Annotated in this window: 20 protein-coding genes and 1 other RNA gene; 8 read left to right on the forward strand and 13 right to left on the reverse strand. The window is 58.2% G+C overall.

Annotated features, from left to right (window positions below):
• The first annotated feature begins 143 nt into the window (after positions 1-143).
• On the forward strand, positions 144-1,679 hold the full coding sequence (gene ilvA, locus QPM17_RS08730; protein WP_285390267.1) for a threonine ammonia-lyase, biosynthetic: 1,536 nt from the start codon (positions 144-146) through the stop codon (positions 1,677-1,679).
• A 282-nt stretch (positions 1,680-1,961) separates the two neighbouring features.
• Positions 1,962-2,111, forward strand: a complete 150-nt coding sequence (locus QPM17_RS08735; protein ID WP_285390268.1) for a hypothetical protein — start codon at positions 1,962-1,964, stop codon at positions 2,109-2,111.
• Between the two features lie 3 nt (positions 2,112-2,114).
• Here QPM17_RS08735 and QPM17_RS08740 read toward each other — a convergent pair whose 3' ends face one another.
• The 6 genes from QPM17_RS08740 to QPM17_RS08765 all read right to left on the reverse strand — a co-directional run bounded on the left by QPM17_RS08740 (position 2,115) and on the right by QPM17_RS08765 (position 5,599).
• On the reverse strand, positions 2,115-2,765 hold the full coding sequence (locus tag QPM17_RS08740; RefSeq protein WP_422732744.1) for a 5-formyltetrahydrofolate cyclo-ligase: 651 nt from the start codon (positions 2,763-2,765) through the stop codon (positions 2,115-2,117).
• A non-coding RNA gene (gene ssrS / locus QPM17_RS08745) (6S RNA) lies at positions 2,766-2,945 on the reverse strand. It abuts the gene before it with no gap.
• A gap of 64 nt (positions 2,946-3,009) precedes the next feature.
• Positions 3,010-3,306 carry a cell division protein ZapA gene (locus QPM17_RS08750; RefSeq protein ID WP_285390270.1) on the reverse strand — a complete coding sequence of 99 codons (297 nt, stop codon included), beginning with the start codon at positions 3,304-3,306 and terminating at the stop codon, positions 3,010-3,012.
• The gene (locus tag QPM17_RS08755) at positions 3,306-3,512 is read right to left on the reverse strand and encodes a TIGR02449 family protein (RefSeq protein WP_285390271.1); all 207 of its coding nucleotides are present in this window, start codon (positions 3,510-3,512) and stop codon (positions 3,306-3,308) included. Before QPM17_RS08755 ends, QPM17_RS08750 begins: the two co-directional genes overlap by 1 nt.
• Before the next feature lie 102 nt (positions 3,513-3,614).
• Positions 3,615-4,889: an ABC transporter permease gene (locus QPM17_RS08760; protein ID WP_285390272.1), complete on the reverse strand. Its 1,275-nt coding sequence runs from the start codon at positions 4,887-4,889 to the stop codon at positions 3,615-3,617.
• Entirely contained in the window at positions 4,886-5,599 is a 714-nt protein-coding gene (locus QPM17_RS08765) for an ATP-binding cassette domain-containing protein (protein WP_422732745.1), read from the reverse strand. Before QPM17_RS08765 ends, QPM17_RS08760 begins: the two co-directional genes overlap by 4 nt.
• A gap of 58 nt (positions 5,600-5,657) precedes the next feature.
• On the opposite strand from QPM17_RS08765, the gene QPM17_RS08770 reads away from it, so the two are divergent.
• The gene (locus QPM17_RS08770) at positions 5,658-6,200 is read left to right on the forward strand and encodes a DUF3299 domain-containing protein (protein WP_285390274.1); all 543 of its coding nucleotides are present in this window, start codon (positions 5,658-5,660) and stop codon (positions 6,198-6,200) included.
• Positions 6,201-6,222: 22 nt separating this feature from the next.
• Here the strand turns inward: QPM17_RS08770 and QPM17_RS08775 are convergent, their stop codons facing one another.
• Positions 6,223-6,849 carry a ZrgA family zinc uptake protein gene (locus tag QPM17_RS08775; RefSeq protein ID WP_285390275.1) on the reverse strand — a complete coding sequence of 209 codons (627 nt, stop codon included), beginning with the start codon at positions 6,847-6,849 and terminating at the stop codon, positions 6,223-6,225.
• A 141-nt stretch (positions 6,850-6,990) separates the two neighbouring features.
• On the opposite strand from QPM17_RS08775, the gene QPM17_RS08780 reads away from it, so the two are divergent.
• The 5 genes from QPM17_RS08780 to QPM17_RS08800 are packed head-to-tail and all read left to right on the forward strand — an operon-like array spanning position 6,991 to position 12,403.
• Complete coding sequence (locus QPM17_RS08780) at positions 6,991-7,587, forward strand: UPF0149 family protein (RefSeq protein ID WP_285390276.1); 597 nt, start codon at positions 6,991-6,993, stop codon at positions 7,585-7,587.
• Positions 7,588-7,614: 27 nt separating this feature from the next.
• On the forward strand, positions 7,615-8,937 hold the full coding sequence (gene pepP, locus QPM17_RS08785; protein ID WP_285390277.1) for a Xaa-Pro aminopeptidase: 1,323 nt from the start codon (positions 7,615-7,617) through the stop codon (positions 8,935-8,937).
• Positions 8,938-8,939: 2 nt separating this feature from the next.
• The gene (gene ubiH / locus QPM17_RS08790) at positions 8,940-10,220 is read left to right on the forward strand and encodes a 2-octaprenyl-6-methoxyphenyl hydroxylase (RefSeq protein ID WP_285390278.1); all 1,281 of its coding nucleotides are present in this window, start codon (positions 8,940-8,942) and stop codon (positions 10,218-10,220) included.
• Positions 10,213-11,436 carry a UbiH/UbiF/VisC/COQ6 family ubiquinone biosynthesis hydroxylase gene (locus QPM17_RS08795; protein ID WP_285390279.1) on the forward strand — a complete coding sequence of 408 codons (1,224 nt, stop codon included), beginning with the start codon at positions 10,213-10,215 and terminating at the stop codon, positions 11,434-11,436. Before ubiH ends, QPM17_RS08795 begins: the two co-directional genes overlap by 8 nt.
• Before the next feature lie 52 nt (positions 11,437-11,488).
• Complete coding sequence (locus tag QPM17_RS08800; protein ID WP_285390280.1) at positions 11,489-12,403, forward strand: DUF808 domain-containing protein; 915 nt, start codon at positions 11,489-11,491, stop codon at positions 12,401-12,403.
• A gap of 1 nt (position 12,404) precedes the next feature.
• Here QPM17_RS08800 and QPM17_RS08805 read toward each other — a convergent pair whose 3' ends face one another.
• From QPM17_RS08805 to hisI, 6 genes are all read right to left on the reverse strand, one after another.
• The gene (locus QPM17_RS08805; RefSeq protein WP_285390281.1) at positions 12,405-13,124 is read right to left on the reverse strand and encodes a 16S rRNA (uracil(1498)-N(3))-methyltransferase; all 720 of its coding nucleotides are present in this window, start codon (positions 13,122-13,124) and stop codon (positions 12,405-12,407) included.
• Positions 13,121-13,915 carry a twin-arginine translocase subunit TatC gene (tatC, locus tag QPM17_RS08810; RefSeq protein WP_285390282.1) on the reverse strand — a complete coding sequence of 265 codons (795 nt, stop codon included), beginning with the start codon at positions 13,913-13,915 and terminating at the stop codon, positions 13,121-13,123. Before tatC ends, QPM17_RS08805 begins: the two co-directional genes overlap by 4 nt.
• Complete coding sequence (tatB, locus tag QPM17_RS08815; protein WP_285390283.1) at positions 13,912-14,331, reverse strand: Sec-independent protein translocase protein TatB; 420 nt, start codon at positions 14,329-14,331, stop codon at positions 13,912-13,914. Before tatB ends, tatC begins: the two co-directional genes overlap by 4 nt.
• A gap of 10 nt (positions 14,332-14,341) precedes the next feature.
• Positions 14,342-14,578: a twin-arginine translocase TatA/TatE family subunit gene (tatA, locus tag QPM17_RS08820; RefSeq protein ID WP_285390284.1), complete on the reverse strand. Its 237-nt coding sequence runs from the start codon at positions 14,576-14,578 to the stop codon at positions 14,342-14,344.
• Positions 14,579-14,666: 88 nt separating this feature from the next.
• Positions 14,667-14,996, reverse strand: coding sequence for a phosphoribosyl-ATP diphosphatase (locus QPM17_RS08825; protein WP_285390285.1), 330 nt, complete (start codon positions 14,994-14,996; stop codon positions 14,667-14,669).
• Positions 14,989-15,426, reverse strand: a complete 438-nt coding sequence (gene hisI / locus QPM17_RS08830; RefSeq protein ID WP_285390286.1) for a phosphoribosyl-AMP cyclohydrolase — start codon at positions 15,424-15,426, stop codon at positions 14,989-14,991. Before hisI ends, QPM17_RS08825 begins: the two co-directional genes overlap by 8 nt.
• Positions 15,427-15,430: the final 4 nt, after the last annotated feature.

Raw genomic sequence — 15,430 nt, forward strand, 5'->3', positions numbered from 1 at the left:
AGGGAACTCCGTTATATTTTGCGGGAAATGGTCACAGTGGCTGTCATTATAGCGCTTCCGGGCGACCTGCTTATAGACGGAACCCCGCCAAAGTTTCTACACTGTGCGTTTTTCCAACAAAACATCAACCTCCGGACGGAACCATGCCGCAACGCTACATAAAGAAAATCCTCGACGCCCGCGTCTACGACGTGGCCATCGAGACACCGCTGACCGAGGCCCGCAGCCTCTCAAAGCGCTTTGGCAACAATATTATGCTCAAGCGTGAAGATCTTCAGCCGGTGTTTTCTTTCAAGATTCGTGGCGCCTATAACCGTATTGCACAGCTTTCGGAGGAACAGAAAGCTAAAGGCGTGATTTGTGCCTCAGCCGGCAACCATGCCCAGGGTGTTGCCCTGGCAGCCAAGAATCTCGGCATCAAGGCGGTAATCGTGATGCCGCAGACCACACCGGAGATCAAGGTGCGTTCGGTACGGGACCATGGCGCCAGGGTGGTGCTGAGAGGCGACGCCTTCGACGAGGCCGCTGCCCACGCCCAGGAGCTCATCCAGAAGCATGGCTACACTTACATTCCGCCCTACGACGATCCGGATGTGATCGCAGGTCAGGGCACGGTGGCCATGGAAATCATGTGGCAGTTCAGCAAGCCCATCCACGCCATCTTTATCTGCGTTGGTGGGGGCGGGCTGATTGCCGGCATGGCAGCCTACATCAAGTACCTGCGCCCGGAAATCAAGGTCATCGGCGTCGAGCCGGAAGACTCCAACTGCCTGCAGGCGGCCCTGAAGGCAGGCAAGCGGGTGATTCTGGATGAAGTGGGTATCTTTGCCGACGGCGTGGCGGTCAAACAGATCGGCAAGTACCCGTGGGAGATCTGCAAGGACCATGTGGACGAGGTGATCACCGTCTCCACCGACGAAATCTGTGCTGCCATCAAGGACGTCTTTGAAGATACCCGCTCCATTGCCGAGCCTGCGGGCGCATTGGGCGTGGCGGGCATCAAGAAGTACATCGAGCGTGAGCAGATCGAGAACGAAAACCTGATTGCCACCCTCAGCGGTGCCAATATGAACTTCGACCGCCTGCGCTACATTTCCGAACGCACGGAAATTGGTGAAAAACGCGAAGCCATCCTGGCGGTGACCATCCCGGAGAAGCCGGGGGCGTTCAAGACGTTTATCAACGCCCTGCACAAGCGCAGCATCACCGAGTTCAACTACCGCTACGCCGATGCTACCAACGCGACCATATTTGTGGGCATCCAGATCCAGGCCGGCGGCCACGGTCGCGAAGACCTGATCCAGGATCTTCGTGAAACCGGTTATTCGGTGATTGACCTGACCGACAGCGACCTGGCCAAACAGCACATCCGTCACATGGTCGGCGGCCACGCGCCCACTATCACCAACGAAAAGGTCTTCCAGTTCGAGTTTCCGGAACGCCCCGGCGCCCTGCTGAAATTCCTGATGTCGCTGGGCACCCGCTGGAACATCTCCATGTTCCACTACCGCAACCATGGTGCTGCCTACAGCCGCGTTCTGTTGGGCGCTCAGGTAGAAGACGACGAAGTAAAAGACTTCGAGAGAATGCTGGACAAGGTTGGTTTCCGCTACGAAAACATGACTGATAACGAGGCTTACCAGCTGTTTTTGGGAGCTGGTAACACAAAGTCTGAATAATGCGGATCAGAACTGGGTGCGGGAACAGGGTAGGGAGGCCCCTCCCGAAACACGCTCAAGCACATCCATGTGACGCTTGAGCTCCGCCATCCATGGCTCCGCACAGTTTCGGGAGGGGCCTCCCTACCCTGTTCAGCAGACTTTGAGAAACCTTACAAATATTTAACCTGTGAAAAATTGTAAAATGCAGGATAGGTGTTAGTCTTTCGTCTGATTCTTTAAAACAAGAATAGCTCCCTGATTTAGATCAATTTTACTCTTTCGGATACCGGAGATTCCCACATGGGCCGCAAGCCTGACATTATCCGGACGGTTGTGCTGATTTTTGCCGTTGGCCTTGTTATTACCGGCTTTACTTCGCTTCAGGCGTCTGATGACGAGCCAACAGCTTCCGGAAGCGAAGCCGTTATCGTGTCGTCCGTTCGGGACTGAATCTTACAACGAATGTTTCACCTTCACCCGGTAACGTTTCCTGTCAGTCACCACGCCGTGCAGGGGAATGTCCCAGGGCTCCAGCGGTAATTCCGATACCTTCTGACATTCATGGGCCAGCCCGATCAGCTTGGGCGCCAGCCGTGGTCGTACTCGTGTGAACGCGAAGGTACGGTCATAGAAACCACCCCCCATTCCAAGCCTTCCTCCGAACTCATCGAAACCGACCAATGGAAACAGAACCGCATCCAGCGCCCATGGCGGCCGGCGCAATCCCTTCCGGAAGGGTGGCTCGGGAATACCGAAACGGTTGGCTGTGAGCACTGTGTCGTCCGTGTAGTGGCTGAAAACCAATCGTCCATGATGAACCGGGTGCAACACGGGCAGATAAAAGCGGATGCCGCGCTTGCGGGCAATATGGGCGTAGACCCGGGGATCGATTTCGCCGTCGTTGGGCAGATAGATTGCCACATGGCGCGCCCGGTAAAGATCGGGATGTCGCAGCAGATTCAGGGCAAGCTGTTCGGCAGCTACCTGCTGTTCTTCCACAGACAGGGACTGGCGTTTTTTCCGCAGGGTCTTGCGAAGTCTGGTGCGTGATCGGGTATCAGGATGGTCTTCAAAAGGCTGGGGGGAGATAACGTTGGTCAAAATAAGCTTCCCGGGCTGCCGTTATCGGATGTGGCCCTTGAACCCAAAGTTCAAGGTCGGTGGCCGCTGTGACATATTAGGCTTTCCCCGTGAGGGGACGTGCTCACAATGCCCTAGAGTAGCCACCTGGGTAGTGCGCATCGGCTCGAGGACGAATCCGACCAGCGAACAGCCCAGGAAGTTGTTGTCATTATACGGGCATTGCCGGGGCTGATTGCAACACCTGAATCGGATCCTTGTGTAATGCTTAGTTACCAGAGGATTCGTTCAGGGCCGTATCGAGCTTCTTGTCCATGGCATTGAGGATCGAACTGGCGGCGTCCGACATGGTGTCCCGTTCCAGCAAATCGTGGGTGATGTTCAGGGCGGCCATTACCGCAATGCGCTCGGTGCCGAAGACCTTGCCACTGGAGCGGATTTCACGCATTTTGATATCCAGGTGTCTGGCGGCCTGCAACAGGGCGTCCTGTTCTTCTTCAGGGCAGGCGACCAGATATTCCTTGTCGAGAATCTTTACTTCGACGGTTGTCGGCTGCTTTGGCATCAGTGGTGCTCCAGGGCCCGCAGGCGTCCTATCATGGCTTCGATCTTGTTTTTGGCAAGATCATTCTTGTGCATAAGTTGCGCACGCTCACGGTTCCAGTCGTCCTGCAGCTCGCGCAGCATCGCGTTGTCACGTTCCAGTTTCTGACAGTGTTCGATCAGTCTGTCGAGTTTGTCCGCCAATGCCTGTAGTTCGGACTGTTCCATGAGTCGTCCAACGCCTGTATCAAAGAGGTGAACTAACTATAAGTGTGGACTGCAAGTTGGTCAATTTACAGGGATGTCATGGCCCGTGATGCGTGATTGCCATCACTCCGGCATCACATGGCCCAGCCCCTGTTTACGACTGCCGCGCCAGGCCAGGAGTGCCGGAGCCAGGCCCACGATCAGTGACGCCAGGGGCACACTGGTGATGATCAGCCATTCTGTCTGGTTCAGTGGCCTCAGGGTCACCTGGATGCCCCAGGTTTCCAGCAGCCAGGGGCTGAGCCCGGCAATGCCCGCCGCCCCAACGATCAGCGCAAGCCCGCAAGCGGACACGGCCAGTATCACACACTCGATCACGTGAAGAGAGGCAATCAGCATGGGGGAGGCGCCGGTGGCCCGGAGGATGGCAATTTCCTGTCTTCGTTGCACCTGGAGTGTCAACAATACCGCAATGAGCCCGATCAGGCTGATGATCACCACAAAGCCGGTGATGCCCAGAAGGGCTTTTTCAAACTGGCCCATAATGCGCCATAACTCGCTGAGTGCCACACCCGGAAGAATCGCTGACAGTGGTTCAGCCTGTGACTCGTTGATCTGTCGCTGGACCTGGAAAGTCAGAACCTTGCGGTCGATGCCAACAAGTGCAGCCGTTATGGCGTCCGGTGTCAGGTCCCGCTTCCTGGCCTCTTCGGGGGTAACCGTCCGCCCGGGGATGGCAACGCCGGATTCCCAGCCGATATGAATGGCTTCCAGGCCTTGCAGGCTGACGTAAACCGCCTGATCCACTGGTGTGCCGGTGGGTGCAAGTATACCAGTGACCCTGAAGGGAGTGTCCTTGTGGTTGGAGAAGCTGGTTTTGCCGCCGCCGTGGGAAAGAATAATGTCATCACCCGGCTGGTGGTCATGCTGGTCAGCCACCCTGGCTCCCAGCACCACTTCGAATACATCGCTGAACCATTCACCTGCGAGCAGCTCGGGTTTCTGATCGCGACCGTAACGGAAGTGTTCCGGGAACTGATCACTGGTGCCGACAACCCGATGACCGCGATAGCTGTCACCGAGTGAGATGGGAACCAGCCAGTCTATACGCTGGTCTTCCTGCAGTTTCTGGTAGGTGCTCCAGCGAATGTTATTGGTGGCGTCGCCAATATGGAAGATGGTGTACAGCAGCAGATTTAACTGACCGCTTCGGGCACCCACGATCAGGTCGGTGCCTGATATGGTGTTGGAGAAGGACTGTTTGACCTCGGTGCGAAGATATTGAACGCCCAACAGCAGGGTAATGCTGAGGGTGAGGGTCAGGGTGACCAGAGCCAGCACCCTGCGCCGGTACCAGAGACTCGCCATAGCCAGTGAAAATGCCAGCCTTATACTCATTGTATCGTCTCCAGTGCGATCTGGTGATCGAACCGCTTCGCCAGGCCCTGATCGTGGCTGACAAAGACGACTGATGACCGTTTCTCAGCAGCCAGCCCGAGCAGCAGCTCTATGAACCGGTCGCGGTTGTCGCTGTCCAGGGCGGAGGTGGGCTCGTCTGCCAGGATAAGTTCCGGGGCTCCTGTCAGGGCCCGCGCTGCCGCAACACGTTGCTGCTGGCCAACGCTGAGGCCGGTGACACGGCGATGCCAGTGGCTCTCGGGAATGCCCAGTTCGGTCAGCAGGGATTCCGCCTCCTTCGCCGGGGTAGGCAGGGCTTGCGCCCGACGCTTGCGGGAAAGCCGGCAGGGCAGCATAACGTTGTCCAGTGTGGTCAGGTAGGGCACAAGATTGAACTGCTGGAAGATCACACCCATGTGGTCGGCCCTGAAGCGGTCCCGTTGGCCACTGGTCAGGCCGGCCAGTTCAGTGCCCAGCAATGTCAGCGTTCCCGCATCGGGCACGATCAGCCCGCCCAGCAGGCTCAGAAGTGTGCTCTTTCCGCTGCCGCTGGGGCCTCTGAGGAACAGGTGTTCGCCGGCATTCAGCGTGATGTCCGGGTAGCTCAGTGGCGGCTGGGTCTGATCCCAGCGAAAGGCCAGGTTACTGATGTGGAGCGCCTGTTGCCGGGGTGTGGAACTATCCCCTTGTACGTCTGTCTTGCTGGTCATGTCAGGCATTGGTCATCCGGTGTATGATTCCTGCAATGTCACAGGAGTAGTCAGTTTTATGTCAAAGCCTTTGGAGTTCCGTTTGCAGCCGCGCCGCTTGTCTGGTTCCCTGTCTGTTGTGGTGCTGGTTGCGGTTTTCAGTCTGTTTACCTCAGCCAACGCAAAAGAGGCATCAGAGGAGATCGACTGGCTGGAGCTGATGCCGGCAGAGGATCTCAATCTGCTCGAGAGTATGCCAGAAGTCACCCACGAAGGTGATGGTCCCGCTGCACTGCCAGACGAAATCATGACCGGCCGTGTGGTGCCTGAAATGGATGGTCGGTCGGGCCGGATCCCGGGCTTCGTGGTGCCACTGAAAACCACCCAGGATATGCGTATTCTCGAGTTTTTCCTGGTGCCCTATTACGGTGCCTGTATCCATGTGCCACCTCCGCCCCCGAACCAGATCATCCATGTGAAGTACAAAGAGGGCTTCAAACTGGAAGCCCTGTACGATCCGGTCTGGATTGAGGGCACGCTGCAGATTCAGCGAACGGAGAACGATATCGCTTCGTCTTCCTATTCCATCGTTGCGGACAACGTCACGCCCTACGAGGAGTGATTCCGTCGCGGGGCGCCGCCGGTCAGTTGCTGATGCTAAAAACCGGGTTGGAGGAAGTCAGCCGCGCGCTGCCCTGACCGGATGGGCTTACCCACTCAATTGTAAGCTCTTCCAGTTCCTGGAACCGATCCAACAGGGCCGAGGTAAATGCCTGTTGGCTGGCAATGCGGTCGCATACCAGCAGCTGTGATACATCGTAGTCCCGATGGGTTGTCTCCTCTTCCTGGTGGTGGTCATGGTCATGGTGGTCTTCGTCGTGATGGCCATGATCATCATCGCCGTGCCCATTTTCATTCCCTCCCAGTTCAACTGTGGCGGCGCTCACCCGGCAGTCGCCGGTATCCGTATTGATCAGTGGTGTGCTTTCCAGCCAGGCCCTGACGTCAGCCAGCAGGTTTCTCTCGTCTTCCGTGCGTGCCTCATGCTCGAATCCGGCCAGGTTGTGGGTCGGTGAGCTGAACATCAGGTCAATACGGTTCTCTTCCACGGCCATTTGCAAAAGGGCATGGCCATGCTGGTGGGCGCCGGGGTTGTTGGCAGCCAGGAGGTTTGGTGCCAGGGTGCTGGCTGTGATCAGGCAGCCAAGCGCCAGAAATTGATGGGTTCGGCGGGTATATTGGGTGCGATTGATGGATATCCGGAAGGGCATGGGTCCGATGCTCTCGTCAATTTTGATATGTTATAACATAATTTACTCTTTCCCGGCCCGGAATCAAGAGGGCAAGTGCCTTAAACGTGGCTGAATGCTAGGATAGGCCCTTCACTCATTCATACAGGATCGTCCCGTTTCATGTCCGAAACCGACACCTCCAACGCCCGCGCCGTAGCCTTTGAGCGCTGGGCAAATGTGTTCACTGCCCACAAGGCTTTCAGTCATCCGTCCGAGCTTCACGGGGTCCTTTGTGGCCGACTTGCCGCCGGCGACCGTATCAATGAAGATGAATGGTTGGCGATGGTCTGCGAACACATGGGCCTGCCCCCGACTGCGACCGATGAGTCAGACGACTTGCGGGATTTCATGGTCGCCGCCTACGAGCAGACGCTGGAGCTTCTGAAAGCGACGGATATGAGCTTTCAGCCTTTGCTGCCCGATGACGATTACGCCATCGAACAGCGCCTGGAGGCCCTTACCTCCTGGGTGCGGGGTTTCCTTGAGGGTATGGCCCTCTCCGCCGGTGAATCCCTGGGTGAGGCACCGGACGAGATTCGCGAGCTGATTGAAGATATGGTGGCCATCAGCCAGGTCGCCGACGATGACGAACCGGACGATGAGAGCGAACAGCAACTGATGGAAATTGTCGAATATGTTCGGTTGGGTGCGCTTGCGGTGTTTACTGAATTCAACCCGCCGGAGAAGCCATCACCGAACACCCCGACGCTGCACTGAGCAACGCTACAAACCGTGGGAGAGATCATGGCCTCACTGATACCTGTGAAGGAATTCAACGACCGCCGGCGCCGGCTGATGGAGCTGATGGCACCAGACAGTATTGCCATCCTGCCGGCCGCCCCCGAGCGGGTGCGTAATCGCGACGTGCTGCATCCGTTTCGCCAGGACAGTGACTTCCATTACCTGACCGGTTTTGGCGAACCGGAAGCGGTACTGGTGCTGATCCCGGGCCGGGAGCATGGAGAGTCAGTACTGTTCTGTAAGGAACGTAACCCTGAAAAAGAGCTCTGGGATGGTTTCCTTGCCGGTCAGGAAGGTGCCATTGAGAAGTTTGGTCTTGACGACGCGTTCCCGATTTCCGATATCGACGATATTCTGCCGGGCATGATCGAGGGCCGAAGCCGGGTGTACTACCCGCTGGGAAAGGACCACAGCTTTGACGCCAGGGTGATGGACTGGGTCAAGGTCATCCGTAGCAAGGTTCGCTCCGGCGCCCATCCTCCCGGTGAGTTCATTGCCCTGGAACACCTGCTCCATGATCTGCGCCTCTACAAGAGCGCGGCGGAAATCCGGGTCATGGCAAAGGCGGGCGAGATCAGCTGCGAGGCTCACAAGCGGGCCATGAAGCGTGCCCGCAAGGGCGGTTTTGAGTACAGCCTGGAAGCCGAACTGATCCATACGTTTATGGAGAACGGTGCCCGTTCTACGGCTTACCCCTCCATTGTTGGCAGCGGTCAGAACGCCTGTATCCTGCACTATATTGAAAACAGTGCGCCATTGAAGGAAGGCGATCTGGTTCTGATCGACGCCGGTTGCGAACTGGAGTGCTATGCCTCCGATATTACCCGCACCTTCCCTGTCAGCGGCAGGTTCAGCGACGAGCAGCGTGCCCTCTACGAGGTTGTACTGGCAGCGCAGTACGCGGCCATTGATGAAGTGCGTCCCGGCAATCACTGGGACCATCCCCACCAGGCGGCACTGAAAGTGCTAACCCGGGGGCTGATCGATCTTGGCCTGCTGAGGGACACAACAGTGGAACAGGCCATTGAAGATCAGGCATTCAAGCCTTTCTTCATGCACCGCACAGGCCACTGGCTGGGCATGGATGTGCACGATGTGGGTGACTACAAGGTAGGCGATGCCTGGCGTCAGCTTGAGCCCGGCATGGTGTTGACCGTTGAGCCCGGACTGTATGTGGCGCCAGACAACACCGATGTAGATGAGAAATGGCGTGGTATCGGTATCCGTATTGAAGACGATGTTGTGGTTACAAAGGAGGGCTGCCGGGTATTGACCGATGCTGCTCCCAAAACTATCCACGACATTGAAGCGTTGATGGCCGACTGACCGTGAATCAGCACGATACTGACATCATCATCGCCGGTGGCGGTCTCGCGGGAGCAACCCTGGCATTGGCGCTGGCGAGAACCCTGCCACAATTACGGGTGACCGTTGTTGAGGCGTTTCCGCTGTCTCCGGACGCGTTACCGGAGAGCTACCAGCCCAGCTACGATGCCCGTTCCACGGCGCTTGCGTGGGGTTCACGGCTGGTGTTCGAAGAGCTGGGGCTGTGGCAGCGCCTCTCGGAACACGCAACCCCGATTCGTCACATCCATGTATCGGATCGTGGGCATTTTGGTGCCACACGTCTGAACGCGGATGATCATGGCCAGGAAGCTCTGGGTTACGTTGCAGATAATCGCTGGATGGGATTGTGCCTGATGCGGGAGCTGCTGCAGACCAGCGTGATCTGGGAAGCGCCTGCGGAAGTTAGGGACATGCAACCCTTGCCCGACGGCGTTCGCGTGACTCTGGGCTCTGCGGACAGCGAGCGGGAGCTGACGGCACAATGCCTGGTGGTGGCTGATGGCGGCCGCTCCGGACTGCGAGAAAAGCTGGGTTTCCGGGTCGATGAACAGGCCTACGATCAGCACGCGCTCATCGCCAACGTGTCCACCTCCCACAGCCATGACTACACTGCCTTTGAAAGGTTCACGGACGCCGGCCCCATGGCATTGTTGCCCCATGGTTCAACAACCCGCGCGGGAAACACGGCTGCGCTGGTATGGACACTGGACAGTAACGCCCTGGACGAGCTTCTGGCGCTGAGCGACGACGACAAGTGCCAGCGCCTGCAACATCGGTTTGGCTGGCGGCTGGGACGATTTACCCGCATTGGCGAGTGCAGCCATTACCCCCTGACCCTGAAAACAGTGGATGAGTCTGTCCGCCCCGGTGTTGTCCTGGTCGGTAATGCTGCCCATGCCCTGCACCCCGTGGCCGGGCAGGGCTTTAACCTGGCCCTGCGTGGGCTGATGGCCCTGGTCGAGCAGTTCCGGCTGGCAACAGAGCGCCAGCAGGCCCTGGGCAGTCTCCCGGTGCTGAAAGGCTATCAGAACCGCCATCGCCAGGACTGGCAGCAGACGGTACGCTTCTCCGATTCCCTGATTCAGCTCTTTGGCACCGACCTGCCGCTGGTGACCACCGCACGTGATGCCGGCCTGATGGGACTGGACCTGCTGCCCGGCGCCAAACGCTGGTTTGCCCGTCAGGCCATGGGCCTGGGTGGTCGACGTGCTGAAATCCGATCGCCCGGAACCACATCAACGGAACGTAGCAGCCATGAATGAACAGGCATACTTCGACATCCTTGTTGTAGGGGGCGGCATGGTCGGTTCCGCTCTGGCACTGGGGCTGTCACGGCAGGGCTGGAACGTCGGGCTGGTAGAAGGCAGTAGCCGCAACGCATTGCTGCAGGAGGCAGCCGAAGCCTTTGACGTGAACAGTTTTGACCCGCGGGTGAGCGCCATTTCGGTTGCCAGCCAGCGCCTGCTCCAGCAACTGGATGTGTGGTCGGATATCACAGCCGGTCGGCACTGCCCCTATCAGACCATGACCGTATGGGACGGCGACGGCACCGGCCGTATCCAATTTGAGGCTGCAGAGCTCAGGGCTCCGGCGTTGGGCACCATCATTGAGAACCGCCGCATTGTACGGGCATTGTTTGCCGCCCTGGCCGACAGCAGTGTTGAGCTGATTGATGGCGTCAAGGTTTCTGGCTGGTGGCAGGATGGCAAGGAGCGGGGCATTCGCCTTGAAGATGGCCGTGTGGTGGCTGCCCAGCTGGTGGTGGCTGCCGATGGTGCCCATTCCCGTCTGCGCCAATGGGTGGGATTACCAACCCGGGAATGGGATTATGGCCAGCAGGCGATTGTATGTACGGTACAGACCACCCAGAGTCACCGTTTTACCGCCTGGCAGCGGTTTTCGCCTACCGGGCCGCTGGCGTTCCTGCCGCTAATGGCGGAGTCCGGTGACGAGCATTTCTGCTCGATTGTGTGGTCTCAGGATACGGAAGAGGCCCGCCGCCTGATGGCGCTTGATGACAACGCCTTCAGGGCAGAACTTGAAAGAGCCATTGAGCGCGAACTGGGATCGGTAGAGGCGGTCTCGCGCCGATTCGCGTTTCCGTTACGCCAGCGCCACGCCAAGGATTACATCGCTGGCGGATTTGCGCTGGTGGGCGATGCGGCTCATACCATCCATCCCCTGGCGGGGCAGGGTGCTAACCTGGGTTATGGTGATGTGCGCGCCCTGCTGGATGAGCTTTCGCGGGCCAGAAAAGCAGGCATTCCCCCTGACAATGATCTGGTGCTGGCTCGCTACCAGCGTCGCCGCAAAGGTGAGAATCTCGCTATGATGGCAGCCATGGAAGGCTTCAAGCAGCTGTTTGGCCGTGATGAGCTCTCCGTGCGTTGGCTGCGCAATACCGGAATGCGCTGGCTGAATCAGCTTGGCCCTATCAAGAACCGCATTGCTGCAGAGGCCATGGGACTGGACGCCTGATAAAGGATTTCATGGTTACCCCCGGAACAGTTGAATCACAAAGGAATGGAATATGGCTGGCAGCAGTCTTCTGGTATTGATTGATGACATTGCAACGGTCCTGGACGACGTTGCGCTGATGACCAAAGCCGCTACCAAGAAAACCGCTGGCGTACTGGGGGATGACCTTGCGCTCAATGCCCAGCAGGTGACCGGTGTGAAACCTTCCCGGGAGCTGCCCGTCGTGTGGGCAGTGGCCAAGGGCTCCCTGATCAACAAGGCGATTCTGGTTCCCGGGGCGCTTGCTGTCAGTTTCTTTGTGCCCTGGCTGGTCATACCCCTGTTGATGCTGGGCGGCGCGTTCCTGTGCTTTGAGGGCTTCGAGAAACTGGCCCACCGGTTCCTTCACCGGCAGCAGGTCGAGGAACACAACGCAGAATTGCATGAAGCCCTGAAAAACCCCGACGCAGACCTGAAGTCCGTTGAGAAGGACAAGATCAAGGGGGCCATTCGCACAGACTTTATCCTTTCCGCCGAAATCATTGCGATCACCCTGGGTACGGTCAGCAGCCAGTCCATTGGTATGCAGTTTCTGGTGCTGACCGTGGTGGCCGTAATGATAACCATCGGTGTCTATGGTCTGGTGGCTGCCATCGTGAAACTGGATGATGGAGGCCTTTACCTGAGTCGAAAAGACAGCCGGTTCGCTCAACGGATGGGGCACGGAATCCTCCGGTTGGCGCCATGGATGATGAAAACCCTGTCTGTACTGGGCACCGTTGCCATGTTTCTGGTGGGGGGTGGCATCCTCACCCACGGGCTGCCCCCCCTGTATGACGCCATTCATCACTTTGCCGAGGGCATGGGCGAATTTGCTGAGGCCATCGTCCCGGTGGTAGCTGATGGCCTGTTCGGGGTGGTGGCGGGTGCGCTCCTGGTGGCAGTGATCACGCCCCTTGTGAAACCCTGGAAAGGGCGTTCAGCCTGAATTATCCACAGGCATCGAACAGGCGGCTGAGCAGCACCGGTACCGCCGTTTCCACTCTCAGAATACGCCGGCCGAGGTGTACCGCTTCGCAGCCGGCCTCAACCAGCTTATCCACCTCATAGGGAATAAACCCGCCCTCCGGCCCGATACATAAGGTGACGGGCTGATTGATGTGAACAGGGCAGGGGGTATTGGTGCCCGGGTGGGCGACCAATGCACGGGTGTTTTTCAGCAACGCCGGCAATTCGTCTTCCACGAACGGCTTGAAAAGCTTGCGGATGTGGACCCGGGGCAAGACGGTATCCCGTGCCTGCTCCAGACCAAGTACCATGTTCTCCCGCAGGTTTTCCGCTGACAGCCAGGGCGTCTGCCAGAAGCTTTTCTCCACCTTGTAGCTGTTGATCAGCCAGATGTCCTTGGCGCCGAGCGTGGCGCAGGTCTGCAGCACCCGGCGGAACATTTTCGGCCTTGGCATGGCCAGAATCAGGGTAAGGGGGAGCGGCGAGGGCGGTGGTTCGGTCAGTTCCACCTGAAGAGTTGCCCCCGTGTCGGTGAGGTGCAACACGCGGCCGGTGCCGATATCGCCGTTTACCAGGCCCACCGGTAACAGGTCTCCCTCGGCAGCCTTCAATACAGAATTCAGATGGGCCAGCCGGCGCCCGGTCAGTACCGCCCGGTCAGCGGAGACAAAATCCTCCGCGAACAGTAACGCCAGGTTCATTCGCCGGAGGCTTCCGTGGTGTTCTCGTCTTTCACTTCGCGTCTGGCCAGCCGGCCGAACAGAATGCCCAGCTCGAAAAGCAGCCACATGGGCAGCGCCAGCAGAGTCTGGGAGATAATGTCCGGCGGAGTCAGCAGCATACCGATCACGAAGCAGCCCACCACAATGTATGGCCGCTTGGCGGCAAGGTCTTCCGGGGTGGTGGCGCCGCTAAGAATCAGCAGGATGGTGGCAATGGGTATCTCGAAGGCAACGCCGAAGGCGAAGAACATCTTCAGGACAAAGTTCAGGTAACTGCTGATATCGGGCAGTTCCACAATCCCTTCCGGACCGATGGCGGTGAAAAAGCCGAATACCAGGGGGAACACCACGAAGTAGGCGAAGGCGGCGCCCAGGTAGAACAGGATCACGGAAGTGAACAGCAGCGGAAACGCCAGTTTCTTCTCATGGGCATACAGGCCTGGCGCGATAAAACTCCAGAGCTGATAGAGAATGACCGGAATTGCCGCAAAGACCGCCAGTACCAGGGCGAGTTTTAACGGCGCGAAGAACGGCGATGTAATGTCCGTGGCGATCATGGTCTGGCCGACTGGAAGCAGGTCCCGCAGCGGCTGTGATACCAGCAGGTAGAGTTCATTGGCAAACGGGTAGATAGCGGCAAAGCAGATGATGACTGCCAGCACCATTTTCAGCAGGCGGTCCCGCAGTTCCAGCAAATGCTCGACCAGTGGCATTTCCGGTTGCGTGTCGTCTGGGCCCTGGGTGTTTTTGCCGTCTGGCTGGGTGGTCATGAACGGTGTTCCGGCGTGCTGTCCTGTTGTTTCGGGGTCTCTTCGTTCTGATCTGTCTCGGGTTTTTCCGGTTCCGTCGACTCAGCGACGCGCCGGGTAGCGGGTGCGGGCCGATGCTTTGGCTTGTCTTCGTCAGAAAGGACCATGTGCTCGTATTTCTTGGCCTCGTCCAGAGCGCCACGGACTGACTTCTGGACATCATCAAGGCCCACGTCACCAGCCTTGCGCAGCTCTTCACGGAGCTCTTCTGCCTTTAACTGGCGATCAAGCTCCGAGGAAAACTGGCTGACCATACGCCGGGCACCACCGATCCAGCGCCCGGCTGCCCGGGCCGCTGTTGGCAGCCTCTCGGGGCCGAGAACCAGTAGTGCGATGACGCCGCAGATCAGCAGCTCGACAAAGCCGATATCAAACATTCAGCCAGTCTCAGCTGTGGGACTTGTCCCGTGGTTTTTCTTCGGTGCCGGCCTCATAGGGCTTGGCCTCGGCATTTTCCTCAATAGCGTCCGGGTCTGAGTCCTTCTTGTCTTCGTCACTCATTGACTTTTTGAAGCCACGAATGGCGCCGCCCAGGTCGCTGCCGATGTTGCGGAGCTTCTTTGTTCCGAACAGGAGAATAACAATGCCAAGTACGATTAGGAGTTGCCAGATACTGATGCCCATGCCGGGACCCTCGTTTCACTGTTTCTGTTACGGTTGATTGTACGCCACATCGGGGGGCATCCGGAAACCCTCTTCAGGGGTACTCCGGTCACTGGCCCCTGGAGGCCTTTTCTTCAATGCCTGACAGGTCGAAGCGGCTGGCCAGTTCATCAAGAACTTCTTTGGGCCCCAGGCCCAGGCGCGACAGCATGACCATGCTGTGGAACCAGAGGTCGGCCGTTTCATAGATCACGTCCCGGGTCTCTCCGGAGTGCTCCGCGTCCTTGGCGGCAAGCAAAGTCTCGGTACATTCTTCGCCGACCTTTTCCAGAATCTTGTTAAGCCCCTTCTGGTGAAGGCTGGCCACGTAGGAGGTTTCCGGATCGGCTTCTTTACGGGCCTCCAGAACCTGGGCCAATTGTTCCAGAATGTCACTCATTGCCGCTACCTTCCTGCTTGTTGCCGTAGATTGATTCCGGGTCCCGGAGTACCGGATCCACGCCGGTCCACTCTCCGTTTTCCAGCCTGCGGTAGAAACAGCTGCGGCGACCAGTGTGGCAGGCGATACCGCCTTTCTGTTCGACCTTGAGAAGAATCACGTCGTCATCACAGTCCAGCCGGATTTCCGAAATTACCTGCTGGTGTCCCGAGGTTTCACCCTTGCGCCATAGCTTACCCCGCGAGCGGGACCAGTACACCGCCTGGCCTTCTTCGGCGGTCAGTCTCAGCGACTCGGCATTCATCCAGGCCATCATCAGGATATCACCGGTGCTGGCGTCCTGGGCGATGGCGGGCACCAGCCCGTCTGCGTTCCAGCGGATTTCCTCCAACCAGTCAGGTGAAGCGACTGTAGCTTTTGAATCTTGCATTTGT

This window comes from Marinobacter azerbaijanicus (assembly GCF_030250645.1).
Classification (GTDB): Bacteria; Pseudomonadota; Gammaproteobacteria; order Pseudomonadales; family Oleiphilaceae; genus Marinobacter; species Marinobacter azerbaijanicus.